This window comes from Actinokineospora baliensis, from assembly GCF_016907695.1.
Classification (GTDB): Bacteria; Actinomycetota; Actinomycetes; order Mycobacteriales; family Pseudonocardiaceae; genus Actinokineospora; species Actinokineospora baliensis.
Genome location: NZ_JAFBCK010000001.1, coordinates 5667050 through 5686145 on the forward strand (window position 1 = coordinate 5667050; position 19096 = coordinate 5686145).

General features: G+C 74.0%; 7 protein-coding genes. All 7 read left to right on the forward strand.

Translation table 11 applies throughout. The features are described 5' to 3' along the window. Window positions 1-68: 68 nt before the first annotated feature. The 7 genes from JOD54_RS25380 (at window position 69) to JOD54_RS25410 (ending at window position 19025) form a co-directional block, all read left to right on the forward strand. Window positions 69-788 (forward strand): alpha/beta hydrolase, encoded by a 720-nt coding sequence (locus JOD54_RS25380; RefSeq protein ID WP_204453848.1) that lies wholly within the window; start codon window positions 69-71, stop codon window positions 786-788. 258 nt (window positions 789-1046) lie between these two features. Continuing rightward, window positions 1047-9128, forward strand: a complete 8082-nt coding sequence (locus JOD54_RS25385) for a non-ribosomal peptide synthetase (protein ID WP_204453850.1) — start codon at window positions 1047-1049, stop codon at window positions 9126-9128. Next, entirely contained in the window at window positions 9125-10825 is a 1701-nt protein-coding gene (locus JOD54_RS25390) for a thioester reductase domain-containing protein (RefSeq protein WP_204453852.1), read from the forward strand. The genes JOD54_RS25385 and JOD54_RS25390 overlap by 4 nt, the downstream gene beginning before the upstream one ends. Beyond that, the gene (locus JOD54_RS25395; protein WP_204453855.1) at window positions 10822-12009 is read left to right on the forward strand and encodes a cytochrome P450; all 1188 of its coding nucleotides are present in this window, start codon (window positions 10822-10824) and stop codon (window positions 12007-12009) included. The genes JOD54_RS25390 and JOD54_RS25395 overlap by 4 nt, the downstream gene beginning before the upstream one ends. Next, entirely contained in the window at window positions 12006-12746 is a 741-nt protein-coding gene (locus JOD54_RS25400) for a thioesterase II family protein (protein ID WP_204453857.1), read from the forward strand. Before JOD54_RS25395 ends, JOD54_RS25400 begins: the two co-directional genes overlap by 4 nt. 1 nt (window position 12747) lies before the next feature. Next, complete coding sequence (locus JOD54_RS25405) at window positions 12748-13977, forward strand: acyltransferase domain-containing protein (RefSeq protein ID WP_204453859.1); 1230 nt, start codon at window positions 12748-12750, stop codon at window positions 13975-13977. Next, entirely contained in the window at window positions 13974-19025 is a 5052-nt protein-coding gene (locus JOD54_RS25410) for an SDR family oxidoreductase (protein WP_204453861.1), read from the forward strand. Before JOD54_RS25405 ends, JOD54_RS25410 begins: the two co-directional genes overlap by 4 nt. The last annotated feature ends 71 nt before the right edge of the window (window positions 19026-19096 follow it).

Genomic DNA, 19096 nt, shown 5'->3' on the forward strand with positions numbered 1-19096 from the left:
GAAATGGGCGGGCGGATCGCACGAGAAGCGGATTGACACCACCGCGCGCCGGCGGAAAGTTCCTGACGATGAGAGACGTGGTTCTGGTACACGGGGGCTGGGGTGGCGCGTGGTGCTGGACGTCGGTCGTGGCGCACCTGCACCGAGCTCGACCGGGTTCGCGGGTCTTCACGCCCACCCTCGCGGGCTTGGGTGAGCGCGCTCACGAGCCACCCGAGGACATCACCATGGGTACCCACATCGACGACCTGGTCCGCCTCTTGGACGATCACGACCTGCGCGACGCGGTCCTGCTCGGCCACTCCTACGGCGGCCTGCCCATCACCGGCGCCGCGAACCGGCGACCGGAGCGGGTCGGCGACCTGGTCTACCTCGACGCCCTGGTCCCCGAGCACGGCCAGAGCTGCGCCGACGTGCTCGGACCCGGCTTCGTCGCGGCCGCCGCGGCGGCCATGACCAGGGCGAACACCCCGCACTCGATCCCGTGGCTGTTCACCCCCGATGACCTGCTCGGTCCGGGCAGCCCGCTCGCCGGGGAGGTGGCCGAGCGGATGACGGCCCACCCGGCGGGCACCCTGCACGACCCGGTCGACGCCGATCGGATCCGGGCGCGCAGGCACTACGTGTACTGCACCGGCAGCGCCTCGCTCGGCCTGACCGGGGGGTTCGCCGCGGCCGCCAGGGACTCCGCCGCGTGGCGGTACTCCGAGCTCGACGCGCCGCACGACGCGCCGCACGCGTGCCCCGACCAGGTGGCCCAGGTCGTGGCTCGGATCTCGTCACGGTGAGCCACGACAGCACCTGACGAAGCTGCCGGTGGCGCCGCGAACAGACGCGACAAATCACCCAAACAGGTGGACCGCCCGACGGAAAATACCCAAACGGCCGACGCGTGCCCCCTCGGGTCGAGTATTGTTCGAAGCACCGAGGGGGCTCGGGGTGGCATCGCATAGACATTTCCGGTTCGCGTGCTGCCCATTTCCCGTGGGTACCCCTTGGTCATTTGTCATCACCTTTTCCGGTGTGCTCGAGGGGGACTACAGCGGATGACGTTGACCGATGACGTGCGCCCGTCGACCGCCCAGGCCGAGGTCTGGACCGCGCACGAGGTGGACCCGGGCAACCCGGCCTACACCTGCGCAGGCTACCTGGACCTGACCGGGCCGCTGCGCCCCGACCTGCTCGACCGGGCGGTCGAACTGGTCGGCGCCGAGTGCGAGGCGCTGCTGGTGCGGCCGGAACCGTTGCGCGACGGCGGTCGCGCGGCGGTGACCGCGACCCTGGACCGGGCGGCGGCGCCCACCGTCGAGCACGTGGACCTGCGTTCCGCCGCGACAGTGGCGGACGGACTGTCCCTGGCGGGCACGTGGATGGCGCGCGACGCGTCCGCACCGCTGCGGTTGGGGGTGGACCGGTTGGTGCGGGTCGCGCTGCTGCGGTTGGCCGCCGAACGGCACCTGTTCTACTTCCGGTACCACCACTTCCTGCTCGACGGCTACGGGCAGATCCTGTTCTGGCGGCGGCTGTCGCGGGTGTACTCGGCGCTGGTCGCGGGTGCCGAACCGCCGCCGTGCCCGTTCGGCGAGCTGGCCGAGCTGGGCGAGCAGGAGCGGGAGTACGCGCTCTCGGCCGAGCACGACGCGGACCGGGTGTACTGGTTGGACCGGATGGCCGAGGCGCCCGGCCCGCTCGGCCTGGCAGACGGCGGTGAACGCCACCAGGAGCCCTCGCGCACACTGGCCGACACCACGACCACGATGCGCGAGGTGCACCGCGCCGCGGCCGAGCGCGGCTCGCACTGGTCGGCCCCGATCATCGCCGGTCTGGCCGCCTACCTGCGCGGGATGACCGGGCGCGAGGACCTGGTGATCGGCTTCCCGGTCCGGGCCCGCACCGGCAAGGCGGCGCTGACCACGCCGTCGATGCTGTCCAACGAGGTGCCGCTGCGGCTGGCGGTGCCACCGACCGCGACGGTGGCCGAGTTGATCGCCCACGTGGACGGCGCGGTCGCCGGTGCCGTGCGGCACCAGCGCTTCCGCGGCGAGGACTTGCACCGGGCGCTGCGCTCGGGTGCGGGCGGGGCCGCGTTGCCCGAGGTGGTGGCGAACGTGATCGGGTTCGACGGGGCCCTGCGGTTCGGGGAGTGCGCGGCGACCGTGCGGCAACTGTCCTCCGGTCCGGTTCGGACGCTCTCCCTGGACTTCTACAGCGGTGCCGCTGACGGCCCGCTGGCGCTGGGGATCGGTACCGCGACCTTGGGCGCCGCCGAGGTCGACGCGCACCGGGAGCGGTTCGGCGAGTTCCTGGCAAGGTTCATCGCCGCGCCCGCGGACACGCCGATCGGCTCGTTGCCGCTGCTCGCCGACGCCGAACGGGCGGCGGTGGAGACCTTCAACGACACGGCCCGCGACTACGACCTGTCGGGCACGCTGCCCGACCTGATCACCGAACAGGTGGCTCGGACACCGGACGCGGTGGCGGTGGTGGCGGGCACCAGGGAACTGACCTATGCCCAGCTCTACGACCAGGCGGATCGCTTGGCCGCGTACCTCATCGGGCGGGGTGTCCGGCCGGGTGACGTGGTGGGTGTGCACGCGCACCGCTCGCCCGAGCTGGTGGTGTCGCTGTACGCGGTACTGATCGCGGGCGCGGCGTACCTGCCGCTGGACCCGGAGTCCCCGCCCGCGCGACTGGCGTTCCAGGTCGCCGACGCCCGGGTCCGCTTGGTGCTCACCCGGTCCGGTCTGCCCGCGCCCGTCGCCGCCGAGCTCGTCGAGGTCGACGTCCTGCTGCCGACCCTGCCCGACACCGACACCCCGGACGTGCGGTTGGGGCCGGAGGACGCCGCGTACGTCATCCACACCTCGGGGTCGACCGGCAAGCCCAAGGGCGTGGTGGTGCCGCACCGCGGGATCGTCAACCGGCTGACCTGGATGCGCGACGACTACGGCATCCACGCCGGGGACCGGGTCCTGCAGAAGACCAGCGCCGGGTTCGACGTGTCGGTGTGGGAGTTCTTCCTGCCGTTGATCACCGGAGCCCGGCTGGTGCTGCTGGAGCCGGGGGCGCAGCGCGACCCGCACCTGGTGGCCGCAGCGGTCGACCGGCACGGGATCACGGTGCTGCACTTCGTGCCGTCGATGCTCGACCTGTTCCTGGTCGACGGTCCCGGCGAGCTCACGAGCCTGCGCCACGTGTTCTGCAGCGGTGAGGCGCTGCGCCCGGCCACGGTGGCGGCCTTCTTCGACCGGCTGGGCGGTGCCGGGCGGGCGGGCGGCGTCCGGCTGCACAACCTGTACGGCCCGACGGAGGCCTCGGTCGACGTCACCGCGTGGGAGTGCCTGCCCGGCCGCGACCGCGCGTCGGTGCCCATCGGCAGGCCGGTGGCCAACACCAGCGTCCACATCCTCGACCCGGACGGGGTCCCGGTGCCGATCGGGGTCGCCGGTGAGCTGCACATCGGCGGCGCCCAGGTCGCGACCGGCTACCTGCACCAGCCCGAGCTGACCGCGCGGCGGTTCGTCAGCGGAGGCGACGGCGAGCGGTGGTACCGCACCGGGGACCTCGCCAGGTGGCGGGCGGACGGTGTGGTGGAGTTCCTGGGCCGCAACGACCACCAGGTCAAGGTGCGCGGCTACCGGATCGAACCGGGCGAGGTGGAAGCGGCGCTGCTGGAGCACCCGGCGGTACGCCAGAGCGTCGTCGTCGCCGCGGGCGCGGAAGGGGCGCTGCGGCTCATCGGGTACGTGGTGTCCGGCGGAGCCTTCGACCGGGACGCGGTGCGGGCGCACCTGGCGCGGCGGTTGCCCGCGTACATGGTCCCGGCCGTCCTGGTCGAACTGGACGCGATCCCGCTGCTGCCCAACGGGAAGGTCGACCGCGCCGCCCTTCCCGAGGTGGACTCGGCGCCTGTGTCGACCACCGCGGTCGCACCGTCCACACCGGACGAGGAGCTGCTGGCCGCCGTGTGGGGGCGGCTGCTCGGGTCGGACGGGTTCGGCGTCACCGATTCCTTCCTCGCGCTCGGCGGCGATTCCATGCTCGCCATCCGGGCCCGTGTGGCCGTCGAACGCGACCACGGGCGCACCTTCACCGTCGCGCAGCTGTTCGCCAACCCCACGATCCGCGAACTGGCGCCGCTGCTGCGGGCGACCACCGGGGACGCGGCAACGAGCGAGCCGTTCAGCCTGCTCGACCCCACCGACCGCACGCTGCTGCCCGAGGGGCTCGACGACGCCTACCCGCTGACGTCGATGCAGGCCGCGATGCTCTACCACGTCTCCTACCAGGAGAACTCCTCGGTGTACCGGGTGGTCACCAGCGTGGCGGTGCCCACCGCGCTCGACCTGGACGCGCTGCGCGCGGCCTGCGCGGACACCGTGGCCCGACACCCGCAGCTGCGGGTGTCGGTCGAGCTGGGTCGGTTCTCCGAGCCGCTGCAACTGGTGCACTCGCACGTCGAGGTCCCGGTCGAGCTGGGGGCGGACCTGGGGGACCTCGACGCCGACGCAAGGAACCGTGCGGTGGCGGAGTTCGTCGACCGGGCGAAGCACACCGTGTTCGACCTGGCCGCCCCGCCGCTGCTGCGGTTCGTGGCGCACCCGTGCGGGGCGGCGGGTTTCCAGCTGACCGTCATCGAGCACCACGTCCTGCTCGACGGCTGGTCCGACGTGCTGATGCTCGAAGAGGTCATCGACCGCTACCGCGGCACGTCGCGCGGACAACCGGAGCCGCGCTCGACCTACCGCGACTTCGTCGCCGCCGAGCTGGCCGCACTCGCCGACCCGGACGCCAAGCGGTTCTGGTCGTCGGCGTTGCGCGGCGCGACACCGACGACGTTGTTCGGGGTGGACACCGAGCGCGGGTTCGCCACCTCGGAGATCCGCCGGTTCACCCTCGACTTACCCGCGGACCTGGTGCCGCGGTTGCGGGCGGTGGCCGCGGCGCGCGGGTTGCCGCTGAAGTCGTTGCTGGTGGCCGCCCACGCGATGGCGTTGGCCACCGCGAGCGGCCAGGACGAGGTGCTCACGGGGCTGGTCGGCAACTCGCGGTTGGAGGAGCCGGGCGGCGACGAGGTGATCGGTGTCTTCCTCAACACCCTGCCGCTGCCGCTCGACCTCACCGGGGCGAGCCCGGTGGAGGTGGCCAGGCGGGTATCGGCGTGGGAGAGCGCGTGCGCGCCGCACCGCAGGTACCCCTTCGGCCAGATCCAGCGCGACCTCGGCGAGGCGTCGCCGTTGGGCGGGTTGGCCAGCTACGTGAACTTCATGGACTTCCACCGCGGCCGCTACCGCGACGAGTCGGTCTTGGGCGCGAGCACCGGGGTCGCGGACACGAACTACCCGGTGGCGGTCGACTTCCTCGTCGAGCCGGGCGGGGGCGAACTGCAGGGCTGGCTCGACTGCGACGTGGCGGCGCTGCCCGCGCCGTTGTGCCAACGCCTTGCCCGCTACCACGAGCGGGCGCTGGCGGCGATCGCCGCCGACCCGGACCGGCCGGTGTCGACGCTGGACCTGCTCGGCGCGGACGAGCACCGGGAACTCGCCGCGTGGGACGGCCCGGTGACCGCCTATGACACTAACGCGACGCTGCACGGGCTGTTCGAGAACCAGGTGGCGCTCACGCCGAACGCGACGGCCGCGACGCACCGCTGGGACTCGGTGACCTACGCCGAACTCGACGCGGCCGCCAACCGGGTCGCGCACCGGCTGCTCGGCGCGGGTGTGCGCCCCGGTGACCTGGTCGGGGTGAGCGTGCACCGCGGCACGGGGTTGTTGGCCGCACTGCTCGGCACGCTCAAGGCGGGCGCCGCCTACGTTCCGCTCGACCCCACCTTCCCACTGCCGCGCCTGCGCGGTATCGCCGCCGACGCGGGCATCTCCTGCCTGCTCACCTCGAGCGGCACCCCCGCCGAGCTGTCGCGGGACCTGTCCTGCCCCGTGATCGAGATCGGCACCGGCACCGCGGTACCCGACACCGCACCCGCCGTGCCCGTCGGCGGCGAGGACCTGGTGTACGTCATGTACACCTCCGGCTCGACCGGCGCGCCCAAGGGTGCCCGGCTCGCCCACCGCAACGTGATCAACTTCTTCGCCGGGATGGACCAGCGGGTCGGGTGCGGCGGCGAGGACGTGGTGCTGGCGGTGACCAGCGCGTCGTTCGATATCTCGGTGCTGGAGCTGCTGTGGCCGCTGACCAGGGGCGCGCACGTGGTGGTCGCCGACGACGGGATCGGGCGCAACCTGGTGCGGCCGGACCTGGTCGACGACACCGAGCGCGCGCTGGGGTTCAGCCTGTTCTTCTTCGCCGCCGCGGCGGGCGAACAGGGTGCCCGCGAGGGCTACCGGCTGGTGCTGGACGCGGCGCGGTTCGCCGACGCGCACGGGTTCCGGGCGATCTGGACCCCGGAGCGGCACGGGCACGAGTTCGGTGGCCTGTACCCGAACCCGTCGGTCATGGCCGCCGCGCTGGCCACGGTGACCGAGCGGATCGGGTTGCGCAGCGGCAGCGCCGTGGCCCCGCTGCACGACCCGGTGCGGCTGGCCGAGGAGTGGTCCCTCGTGGACAACCTCTCCGGTGGCCGGGTGGGGTTGGCGTTCGCGTCCGGCTGGAACTCCAACGACTTCGTGTTCTTCCCCGAGAACTTCCCCGACCGCAAGCGGGTGATGACCGAGCACATCGACCAGTTCCGCGCGCTGTGGCGGGGTGATCCGGTGACGCGGACCGGGGGCAGCGGCGAGCAGGTACCGGTGCGGGTGTTCCCGCGCCCGGTGCAGGCCGAGCCGCCGATCTGGCTGACCTCGGTGGGCACCGTCGCGACGTTCGAGAAGGCGGGGGCCAGCGGCGCCAACCTGCTGACGCACCTGCTGGGACAGCGACCGGACGCGTTGGCGGAGAAGATCGCGGCCTACCGGGCGGCGCGCGCCGCTGCCGGGCACGAGGGGCCCGGCGAGGTGACGCTGATGGTGCACACGTTCATGTCCGACGACCCGGCCGGGGCCAGGGCCCAGGCGCGGGAGCCGTTCCGGGCGTACCTGCGCAGCTCGACCGAGCTGTGGCGCACGATGTTCGCCAGCACCGGCCAGGACTTCCCCGAGCGGGACGCCGAGTCCTATGTGGACGCGGTGATCGACCAGGCCATCGACCGCTACTTCGAGACCTCCGGGCTGTTCGGCTCACCGAGCACGTGCGCGCCGCTGCTGCGCGAGCTGGCCGCCGCCGGGGTGGACGAGGTCGCCTGCCTGATCGACTTCGGGGTGCCGACCGACGCCGCGCTGGAAAGCCTGCGCTGGGTGGACCGGCTGCGCCGCGACCACGAGGACGAGGTGGCCCGCGCGCCGCACTCGCTGCGGGACCTGTGCCTGCGCCACGGCGTGACGCTGGTGCAGGGCACGCCGTCGTTGCTCTCGGCCGTGGCCGCCGAGCCCGGCGCGCTCGAAGCGCTCGGCTCGGCGCGGGCGCTGCTGGTCGGCGGTGAGGCGTTCCCGTCCGGGCTGGCGCGCAAGCTGCTCGACGCGCTGCCCAGGGTGCGGGTGCTCAACATGTACGGACCGACCGAGACCACGATCTGGTCGACGGTGCACGAGCTGGACCCGGCCGCCGACGGCGCGGTGCCGATCGGCACCCCGATCGCCAACACCGCGGTGCGGGTGGTCGACGCGCACGACCGGGACGTGCCGGTGGGGGTGGGTGGTGAGCTGCTGATCGGTGGCGACGGCGTGGCCCAGGGGTACCTCGACCGCCCGGAGCTGACCGAGCAGCGGTTCGCCGGGTTGCGCGGTCGCCGCTTCTACCGCACCGGCGACCGGGTGCGCCGCGGCGCTGGTGGGGTGCTGGAGTTCCTCGGCCGGGTGGACCGGCAGGTCAAGATCCACGGCCACCGGGTGGAGCCGGACGAGGTGGAGAGCGTGCTCTCGCGCCACCCCGACGTCGAGGCGGTCGCGGTGGTCGCGGTGGCGGGCAATTCCGGCACGGAACTGGTCGCCTACCTCACCCCCGCAGGCGCGGGTGCCGACCCCGGCGCCGAGCAGGCGCACGTGCGCCGGTGGGCCGAGGTGTGGCAGCAGACCTACCGGCCCGACGGCGACGAGTTCGCGGGCTGGACCAGCAGCTACACCGGCGACCCGATCCCGGCCGAGCAGATGCGCGAGTGGCTCGGGCACACCGTGGCGCGCGTCGCCGCGCACTCCCCCGCCGCGGTCGCCGACATCGGCGTCGGGGTCGGGCTGGTGCTGCGCGGCCTGGTCGAGCGGACCGCCGAGTACCACGGGGTCGACATCTCCCCCGCCGCGCTCGAGGCCGCCGCCCACTGCCTCGGCGACCGGCCGCTGCCCGAGCACGTCCGCTTGGTGCACGGCGGCCCGGAGTACCTGGCGGGGTTGCCGACCGACAGCCTCGACGCGGTGGTCATCAACTCGGTGGCGCAGTACTTCCCCGGTCCCGCCTACCTGGCGCGGGTGCTCACCGAGGCGGCGCGCGTGGTGCGGCCCGGCGGGGCGGTCCACGTGGGCGACGTGCGCAGCGTGCGGGCCCTGCCCGAGTTCCACACCGCTGTCGCGCTGCACCGGGCGCCGGTGCTGCAGCCGGTCGCGGAGCTGCGGTCGGCCACCGCCCGTCAGGTGCGCGACGAGCCGGAGCTGTGCCTGGCCCCCGCTTTCTTCGAGCGGGTGGCGCGCGGGTGCGCGGACATCGGCGCGGTCAGCGCGGAGCTCAAGCGCGGCCGGGCGGACAACGAGCTGACCGCGTTCCGCTTCGACGTGACCCTCCACATCGGACCAGCACCCGCCGCCGAGCACGCCGGGGTGGTGCCGTGGACCGAGGTCGACGACCTCGCCGCCGCGCTCGCCGGGCCAGGCGCGCTGGTGGTCACCGGCATCCCGAACCGGCGACTGGTCCGCCCCGCCGCCGCGGTGCGGTTGCTGGCCGGACTGCCAGACGGGGCGACGGCCTGGGACCTGCAGCGGGAGCTGTGGTCGGTCGCGGACGACGCGGTCCCGCACCCGGAGGACCTGGTGGACATCGCCGCCCAGGCGGGCCGCTCGGTCCGGCTGGCGGTCGCACCGGACGGGGCGCTGCACACGATCGACGCCCACTTCACCGCGCCCCACCGGAAGGAGGCCCGAGCATGAGCGGTGCCGACAGCGCGCTCGGCAACGACCCGCTGGCGACGTCGTGGGAGACCGCGCTGCGCGGCGACCTGCGCGGGTTCGCCCGCGCGACGCTGCCGGAGGCGATGGTGCCCACCCGGTTCGTGGTGCTGCCGGAGCTGCCGACGTTGCCCAACGGGAAGGTCGACCGCAAGAGCCTGCCACCGCTGGAACCCGAGCGGCCAGAGACCGACACCTACCTGGCACCCAGGAGCGCGGTCGAGTCCCGGGTCGCGCAGGTCTGGGCGGACATGCTCGGCGTCGGCCGGGTGGGGGTGCGCACCGACTTCTTCACCCTGGGCGGGAACTCGCTGCTGGTCATGCGGATGGCGGCGGCGGTGCGGGAAGCCTTCGACGTGCGCGTCGACCTGCGCCGCTTCCTGGAGGAGCCCACGGTCGAACGGCTGGCCAGGATGGTCGGCGCCACCGGCGACCCCGCCTTGACCGGTGGCGGCGCACGGGGGGTCACGCCGGAGGAACTACGGCTGGAAGCGGTGCTGCCCGAGGACGTGCGGCCCGAGCCGGGCGCGGCACCGCCAGCGGTGGGTCCGTTCCGGACGGTCCTGGTCACCGGCGCCACCGGCTACACCGGCGCCTACCTGGTGCGAGAACTGCTCGACCGCAGCGACGCCGACCTGCTCGTGCTCGCCCGCGGCCGCGATCCCGAGGACGTCGTGGCCCGGGTCCGGGCGAACCTGGAGCACTACGGCATCTGGCACCAGGGCGACGAAACCCGGCTGCGCGGGGTCGTGGGCGACACGGGCAAGCCGTACCTGGGGATGGACCGCGCGGCGTACCACGCGGTGGCGGCGGACGCGGAGATGATCGTGCACAACGCCGCCGACTCGCGGTGGACGATCCCCTACCAGCAGGCCAAACCGGTCAACGTGCTCGGCACGGTCGAGGTGCTGCGGCTGGCCTGCCGCACGAGGGTCAAGCCGGTGCACTACGTGTGCTCGACCGGTGCCTTCCCCGGTGCCCCCGGCGAGGTCACCTGGACCGAGGGGCCGCTGCCGGAGCCCGAGGGCGTGGTCGGTGGCTACCGGCAGACCAAGTGGGTCGCCGACACCCTGGTGCACACCGCCCGCGAGCGCGGGGTTCCCGCGTCGGTGTACCGGCCGGGCGCGCTGACCGGCGCGCAGGACACCGGCGCCTGCGCGACCGACACCTTCATCAACCACCTGATCCGCGGCTGGGTGCAGCTGGGCGCCGCGATGCGCTACGACTTCCGGCTGGAACTGGTGCCGGTCGACTACTGCGCCAAGGCGATCGCGCACATCGCGCTCTCCGGCGCCGCCCCCGCCACCTACCACCTGCCCGGTGCGCGCACGGTCGACATGGACGAGGTGGTCGACCACATCATCGCGCTGGGCTACCCGCTGCGGACGCTGCCCTACCGGCGGTGGCGCGAGGAGCTGGTGGCGGCTGTGGAGGGCGGCGCGGACAACGAGCTCGCCCCGTACATCCCGCTGCTCGACCAGGACCGGCCCGCCGAGGAGATCGGCCTGGCGGGCAGCCGCCCGGTGTTCGACAACGCCCGGCTCGCCGCGGCACTGGCCGGGTCCGGGATCACCGCGCGGCCGGTCGACCGCGACCTGATGGACCTCTACCTGCGCTACTTCGTGGCGATCGGCTACCTGCCCGCGCCGCCGCGACCCGAGAACGGGAGTGACCGATGACCTCCGTGGTGCCCGATTTCCCGATGGCCCGCAGCCACCCGCTCGACCCGCCGCCGAAGTACCGGTCGCTGAGCCGGGACCAGCCGGTCGTCCAGGTCTCCACCCCGCGCGGCCTGGCGTGGCTGGTGACCCGGCACGAGGACTGCACCGCGGTCCTGACCAACCCGACGTTCAGCTCCGACCCGCGCACCCCCGGGTTCCCCAGCTACATGGCGGGCGACGTGCCACCGCCGCCCGGGTTCTTCCTGCAGCTCGACCCGCCGGACCAGTCCCGGCTGCGCCGCCTGGTCACCCGGGAGTTCCTGGTGGGCAGGATGGAGGCGCTGCGGCCCAGGATGCGCGAGGTCCTCGACGAGCTCATCGACGCGATGCTCGCCCGCGGCAGCACCGCGGAACTGGTCGCCGACCTGGCCTACCCGATGGCGGCCACGATGATCTGCGAGCTGCTCGACGTGCCGACCGCCGACCAGGAGATCTTCGTCGGCCTCACCGACACCATCCTGGACCGCTCCACCAGCCCCGAGGAGACCACCCGGGCCGCCGAGGAGCTGATGGCCTACTTCGACCGGATGGTCACCGAGAAGAAGTCGGACCCCAAGGACGACCTGTTCGGCAGGCTCGTGCGCCACGAACTCGACGGGCTGATCAGCCACGAGGAACTGGTCGGGCTCGCGGCGCTGCTGCTGCTGTCGGGCTACGACACCATGGCCCAGATGATCGGCCTCGGCGTGCTGACCCTGCTCGAGCACCCGGAGCAGCTGGCCGAGCTGCGCGCCGACCCCGACCTGATGCCCGCCGCGGTCGAGGAGATGATGCGCTACCTGTCGATCAACCACGCCGGGCTGCCCAGGGCCGCCACCGTGGACGTGGTCGTCGGCGGCCAGGAGATCAAGGCGGGCGAGGGTGTGCTGGTCATGCTCAACGCCGCCAACCGCGACGCGGCGGTCTTCGCCGACCCCGACGTGTTCGACATCCACCGCCCGTCGGTGAACCGGCACATCGGGTTCGGGCACGGGTTCCACAAGTGCATCGGGCTGACCCTCGCCCGCGTCGAGCTGACCACGGTGTTCACCGGCCTGTTCGACCGGATCCCCGGGCTGCGGGTGCCCACCGCCATCGACGAGCTGCCGTTCCGGCACGACATGGTGCTCTACGGCGTGCGCGAGCTGCCGGTCGAGTGGTGACCGGCACCCCGGTCCGGCTGGTCCTGACCCACCACGCGGGCGGGTCCCGGCTGGCCTACCGCGGCTGGGACCGGCACCTGCCCGCCGACTGGGAGGTGCTGGCGCTCGACGCCCCCGGCCGCGGCCTGGCGCACCGGCAGCCGCTGCTCGACCGGGTCGAGGACATCGCCGACGCGCTGCTCGACCGCGCCGTCGACGGGCTCGACCGGCCGCTCGCGCTGTTCGGGCACAGCATGGGCGCGGCGGTGGCGGCCAGGATGGCCGGGCGGCTGCGCGCGGGTGCGGGTCCTGCCCCGGTGTGGCTGGGCCTGTCGGGGTGGACGGCCCGTCCTGGCCGAGGGCGGGCGGCGGCCGACGCGATGACCGACGACGAGGTCCTCGACCTGGTCGACAGCCTGGGCGGGACGTCGCGGGACCTGCTGCGCGACCCGCTGTCGCGGCGGATGCTGCTTCCCGCGCTGCGGGCCGACCTGACCGCCACGGCCCGCTTCGACCCGATGGCCGACCCCGGCTGGCTCGACGTGCCGCTGTCGGTGTTCGGCGGCCGGGACGACCCCGCGGTCAGCCAGGCCAGGTTGGCCGCGCTCGGCGCTGCGGCCAAGCGGCTGGTCGGGGTGCACGTGCACCCCGGTGGCCACTTCTACCTCGCCGAGCGGCCCGCGGAGCTGGCGGGGCAGATCACCGACGACATCGGGCGCGCGCTGCGGCGCACCGAACTCAGCACGAGGGGGACCTGACATGTCCAAGACGGCGTTTCTGCTCGCGGGCCAAGGGGCCTTCCGACCGGGGATGTTCGCCGCCGAGTCGGCCGCGACGGACCTGGGTGATCTGCTCGACGCCGCCGACGCGGTCGCGGCGTCCTTCGGCGCACCACCGGTCAGGCGGCACCTGCTCGACCCGGCCGGGCCGACCGCGGCGGAGTTGGCGAGCGCGGACCCGTTCGCGCTGCAGTTGGTGGTGTTCGTGGCCGCGCTGGGCGAGTACCGGCTGGCGAGTCGCACCGAGGAGCCCGATGTGCTGGTCGGGCACAGCCTCGGCGAGCTGGCGGCGCTGACGGCGGCGGGGGCGTTCGAGCTGTCCGACGCGCTGCGGGTGGTGTGCCACCGGTCGGCCGCGCTGGCCGGGGCGGTGACCGAGCCGGGCGGGATGCTGTCGGTGGGGATGTCCGCGGCCCGCACCGCGCACGTGGTCGCGGCGGTCGACGACCCGCGGGCGGCGATCGCGGTGCGCAACGCGCCCACGCGGACCGTCGTCGCGGGACCCGACGCAGCGTTGGAGTCGGTGCGGGCGGTGGCCACGGCGCTGGGCGCGGCCACCGTGCGGCTGCCCGCGCCGTACGCCTACCACTCCCCCGGGCTGGCGCTGGCCGCGGAGCGGTTCGCCGAGTCGCTCGCGGGTGTGCGGCAACGGCCGTTGCGCGCGCGGGTGTACTCCCCACTCCTCGGCCGGTACGTCGCTGACACCGACGACCTCGCCGCTGTGCTGGTTCGGCACCTGTGCTCGCCGGTCGACTTCGTCGCCGCGGTGCGCGACCTGCACGCCGAGGGGTTGGCCGCGGTGGTCGAGTGCGGTGGCGGCGGGCTGGGCAAGCTGATCACCGCCACCGTTCCCGGCGTGTCGGTCGGTGGTGCCCCGGCCGTTGTCCCGGCACCCGAGGCCGCGGCGGTGGTCGAGGTGGTCGAGGCCGCGCCGGTCACCGGTCCGGACGTGGGTGAGGTGACCGAGCGGCTGCGCGTGCTCTACGCGACCGCGCTGCACTACCCGCTGGAGGCCGTGGATCCCGAGGCGGACCTGGAGGCCGAGCTCGGGATCGACTCGCTCAAGCGGGCGGAGATGCTGGGCAAGGTCGGCAGCGAGTTCCGGTTGCCCGCCTCGGTCAACGACGGCCGGTTCCTCGCGCACGCGACGTTGGCCGAGCTGGCGGACATGGTCGCGGGGACCCTCGCCGCTGAGGGCGCCGCCCGATGACCGCGCCCCGGGTGAGCGTCCTCGGATCCGGGCCGCTGGCGTCGGCCATCGCGGGCGCCTGCGGGCCCGCTCCGTCCACAGTGGAGTCCGGGGCGGGCGTGGTGGTGCACGTCGTCGGGGACGACCACCCGATCGGCCAGGTGTTCGGCGAGGTCGCGGCCGGTACCGCGCCGGTCGCGGTGGTGGTCGTCGACGCGCGGGTGGACAACGCCGGGCAGTGGCCGCCGCACGGCGGTCCGGCCGCGGTGCGGGCGGCCGTTCAGGGGCTGACCGGTGGCACCACCAGGGTCAACGCGGTGGTCGTCACCGGTCCCCGCGACCGACCGGTCGACGCCGAGACCGCGGCCGCGGTGCTGTTCCTGGCCGGGGCCGACCTGCTCGCGGGCCAGTGCGTCGAGGTCGACGCCTCCCGCGCCGAAGTGGACAGTCAGTCCGCAATGGACTCGTTGTGCGACAACGAGGATCCCGATTCCGTCGTCGTGGTCGGGATGGGCATTGTGTTGCCGGGCGCGGACTCGCCGGACCGGTTCTGGGAGCTGCTGCACGGCGAGGACACCGTGTTCGGCGAGCCCGGGGACCGGATCGCCCTGGACCACATCTTCTCCGGCGACCCCACCGAGGCCGACCGCACCTACTCCCGGGTGTCCGGTTTCATGGCACCGGACCCGCGCGCCGACGCGGCGACCGACTTCACCGAGGGCTGGCTGCGCCGCGGCATCGCCCAGGCCATGGCGACCGTCACCACCACCGGGACCGACCGGCACCTGTTCGCCGTCGGCCTCACCGCGGACGGCAGCCACCACCTCGAGCAGAGCCTGGTGGCGCGGGAGGTGCGCCGCCTGCTCGGCGACCGGCTCGACGCAGGCACCGACCAGCGGCTGCGGGAGCTCTACCCGCTCGCGGTCGACGCACCCGAGGAGATGCTGCCGTACCGCATCGCGCGCCGCGCCGCGGTCGACCTCCCCGGCGACACCGAGGTCGTCGTGGTGGACACCGCCTGTTCGTCGTCGCTGTACAGCATCGACATCGGTGCGCGGGCGCTGCGCGCGGGCGAGGCGGACGTGGCGGTGTGCGGTGGCGCCTTCGCGGTCGGCGTGCAGAACCTCGTGCTGTTCTCGAAGCTGCGCGGCCTGTCGCGCTCCGGCGCGGTCCGGCCGTTGGATGCGAGCGCGGACGGCGTGCTGTTCACCGATGGCGCCGCTGTGCTGGCGCTCAAGACCCTCGCCAGGGCACGCGCCGACGGCGACACCGTGCTCGCGCACGTGGCGGGTTTCGGCGGCTCGTCGGACGGCAGGGGCAAGGCGATCTACGCGCCGAACCCGGTCGGGCAGCGGATCGCGCTGCGCCGCGCCTGGGCGGCGGCGGGCGTGGACGCGGGCGACATCGACTGGGTCATCGCGCACGCCACCGGGACCCCCGCCGGGGATCGCGCGGAGCTGACCGTGCTCGGCGAGCTCGGCGGACCGACCGGGTGGACGGTGTCGTCGAACAAGTCGACCGTCGGGCACACCGGGTGGGCGGCGGGCGCGGTGTCGGCCGTGCACGCCGTCCTCGCGTTGCGCCACGGCCGGATCCCGGCACAACGGCACTTCACCGGGCTGCCCCGCGATGTCGACGGAGCCGTGCCGATCACGGTGCCGACCACCGACCTCGCGTGGCAGGCGGGTGACCGCGCGCGGACGGTGGCCATCTCGGCCATGGGGTTCGGCGGGACCAACGGGCACCTGCTGCTCACCGACACCGCGGCGAGGGCACCCGAACGCCCGGCCACCGCGCCGGTCGACGATGTCGTGGTGGCGGGGTGGGCGGCTCATCTGCCCGGCGACCCGAGCCGCGACCGGGTCACCGCGTGGCTGCGCGGCGACGCCGCCGACTGGCCGACCAGGTTCCCAGACGACTACCCGCTGCCGACCCCGGTGCAGATGCGACTCGCCCCGTCGGCGATCGCGGCGATGGACCGCAGCCAGCTGATCGCGGTGCGGTGCGCCGACGAGCTGGCCGGGGACTGGTTCGCCCGCACCGGGTTGGCCGACCGGACCGGGGTGTACGTGGGGCACAGCGGGCCGACGACGGCCGCCGTGCGCCACGACACCCGCGCCTACTTGGCCGACCTGGCCGCCCGCGGCGGGATCGACGGGTTCGCCGACCTGGTCGCCGGGCCCGCGTCGGCCGCCGTGCCCGCCGCGACGGAGGACTCGTACCCGGGGCTGATGCCGAACATCATCCCGGCGCGGATCGCGCAGCGGCTGGACCTGCACGGCCCGAACATGGCGCTGGACGCGGGGTTGGACTCGTTCACCTCCGCGCTGGCCACCGCGGCCAGGGCGGTGCGCGACGGCGAGGTCGACCTGGCCTTCGTCATCGGAGTGGCCGCCGCCGCAGACCAGGTCGCGCCCCGCGACGGTCGCGAGCCCGCCGAAGCGGCCATCGGTGTCGTGCTGACCAGCGGTGCCACCGCCGCCGAGCACGGGCTCGACCGGCTGGGCGTGGTCGAGGTGGGCACGACGCCCGCCGCCACGGCGACCCCGAGCGGTGATCGGGTCCACCACGGCGCCGAAGCAGCGGTGCAACTGCTCAGGCTGCTGCACACGGCCACAGGTCGCACGGTGCTCGCCGCGCAGGAGGACACCCGCACACCCCAGGTGACCGTGACCCCGGCGGTCCGCGAGCCCGGCCTCCGGGACATCCTCACCCGCCACGCCCTGGAGTTGTGGCCGACGCCCGCGCGAGCGCACCGCGCGCAACTGCCCGCCATCCCGCCGGATTGTGTTGTCATCACGGACAACCCCGGCGTCTTCAGCACCCAAGCGGCCGTCGTGCTCGGTCTGGACACCGACCCGGAGACCGTCACCGCGCGCGTGGCGGGGGCCAGGCACGTGCGGACCGTCCTCACCAGTGGCGGGTCGTTCGAGGACGCGTTGGCCGCCAACGACCTCACCTTCGCCGCCGTGCGGGCGCTGGTGGTCCCGCTCGCGGCGGGCGGCAGCGTCGGCGCGGTCCTGCTCGACGGTTTCGACGGGTCCGGCGTTCCCCGCCCGGACACCGGGTTGACCACGGGCCTGGTGCGCAGCGTGGAGTCGGAACTGCCCGGCTGCCTCGTGTTCGCCGTCATCACCGACTCACCGGACCCGCACGAGGGGCTGGCGGCCCTGGCCGCGGAGAGCGGGAACCACCGCCACCTGCCGGTCGCCTACCTGCGGGCGGGCCGCCGCTGGGAACTGGTGCCCCGCCCGCTGCCGGCGCCCCCGGCGGACGCGCCGGCACGCGTGGTCGCCGACCCGGTGGTGCTGGCCACGGGCGGCGCCAGGGGCATCACCGCGCGGTTGGTACGGGAATTGCTGCGGGACAGCACACCGCGGTCGGTGTGGCTGGTGGGTACCGCGCCCGAGCCGGACCCGGCGACGCCACCGCTGCTCCCGGACAAGTCGACCGCGTTGCGCGAACTGATGGCCCGTTTCCCCGGCGAGAACCTCGCCTCGCTCAACCGCCGCCACACCGAGGCGGTGCGCGACGCCGAACGGGCCACCGCGATCCGGCTGCTGCGCGAGCGGCTCGGCGACGACCGGGTGCACTACCGGCGCTGCGACGTGCGCGACGCGCAGCGGGTGGCCGCGCTGGTCGCGGAGATCACCGGGGTCGACGGCGGCGTGGACGTCGTCGTGCACGGTGCCGGTCTGGTCCGCAGCACCGCGTTGGCCCGCAAGGACCTCACCGACTACCGGCTCGTGCGCGACGTGAAAGTCCGCGGCGACCACAACCTGCGTGCCGCGCTGGCCGCCGACCCGCCCGCGCTGTGGTGCTCGCTGAGCTCGGTCGGCGCGTTCATCGGGATGCGCGGGGAGGCCGACTACCAGGCGGGCAACGAGTACCTGCTGCTGTCCGCGGCGGCGGCCAGGGCAGCGGGCCGCGACGAGGTCGCCATCGTGTCCGGGCTCTGGGTGGAGTCCGGCATGGCGGCCGGGTACGCCACCGGCACCCCGTTCACGTCGGGGCTCGCCGATTTCACCCAGCTGTCGGACGGGCAGGGCTTGGAGTTCTTCCGCGCCGAGCTCGCGGGCCGGGCGGATCCGGTCGGCGCGCTCGGGTCGACCTGGCTCGGCGAGGCCGAGTGGTCGACCCTGCACCGCGCCGCCCCGGGACTGCGCGACCGCTCGGCGAACCGCCCACCGGTCTTCCTGACCGACCCCGGCGTCGCCGACGGCCCGAGCACGACGTGGCGGTGCTCGATCGACCTGGCCGAACACCCGTGGCTGCTCGACCACACCGTCGACGGGCGCCCGACCGTGCCAGCGACCGTCGTCCTGCAGATCGCCGCGGAGGCCGCGCGGGTTCCGGGGAAGGTCGCGGCGCGGTTCACCGACATCGTGTTGTCGAGCTTCATCCGGGCACCCGTGGCGAACTGGCCACGGCACCTGCTGGTCACCGCGACAGCGGACGGCGACCAGGTGCAGGTGCGGGTGGCGAGCGCGCCGTCGGGCCCGGTGCCCTCGCGCGAACACGCCAGGATGACGGTCCACCTGGCGGGCGAGCACCCGTCGGTTCCGGCCTCGCCCCCACCGCCACCGCGGGGGATCCCCGTCCCGGACGTCTACCAACTCGGCGGCTCGGTCCATCTGAGCGGGGTCTTCAGCGGCCTCACCGACGCCCGCCTCGGCCGGGCGGGGGTCGGTGGGTCGGCGCGGTTCGGGATGCGACCGAGGGGCACCGCGTTGGACCGGTTCACCGTGCCCAGCGCCACCCTCGACGCCCTGCTGCGCAGCTCGGTGCTCGATGTCGGCGATTCGGGCGCGATTCCGGTGATCGTGCCGACCGCCATTGCCGCGATCGAGCTGTACGCGCCGGGAAACGACAGCGAGTGGGACATCCGATGTTCCGGGGAAATCACGCTGCGGTACCGTACGAACACGCGGAGCGGCACGGGGGAATACGTGGCCACAGCACCGGATGGCGCCGTCCTGGCCACACTGCACGGCATTTCGTCCGTTTCCCGGGAATTGCACGAAATCCCCGCGGTGAATGGCTCGGCGACCGCGGTGGCCGTGCCGTGACCGTCCCGTGGGCTCGATTCGACCGCACCCGTCCCGGGCACAGGTGCCCGGTGCCACCGCGAGCAGAAGGA

What these genes read in the sequence shown, in the direction of transcription:
- JOD54_RS25380 (WP_204453848.1), top strand. Translation starts at nt 69, where the DNA reads ATGAGAGACGTGGTTCTGGTACACGGGGGCTGGGGTGGCGCGTGGTGC.
- JOD54_RS25385 (WP_204453850.1), top strand. Translation starts at nt 1,047, where the DNA reads ATGACGTTGACCGATGACGTGCGCCCGTCGACCGCCCAGGCCGAGGTC.
- JOD54_RS25390 (WP_204453852.1), top strand. Translation starts at nt 9,125, where the DNA reads ATGAGCGGTGCCGACAGCGCGCTCGGCAACGACCCGCTGGCGACGTCG.
- JOD54_RS25395 (WP_204453855.1), top strand. Translation starts at nt 10,822, where the DNA reads ATGACCTCCGTGGTGCCCGATTTCCCGATGGCCCGCAGCCACCCGCTC.
- JOD54_RS25405 (WP_204453859.1), top strand. Translation starts at nt 12,748, where the DNA reads ATGTCCAAGACGGCGTTTCTGCTCGCGGGCCAAGGGGCCTTCCGACCG.
- JOD54_RS25410 (WP_204453861.1), top strand. Translation starts at nt 13,974, where the DNA reads ATGACCGCGCCCCGGGTGAGCGTCCTCGGATCCGGGCCGCTGGCGTCG.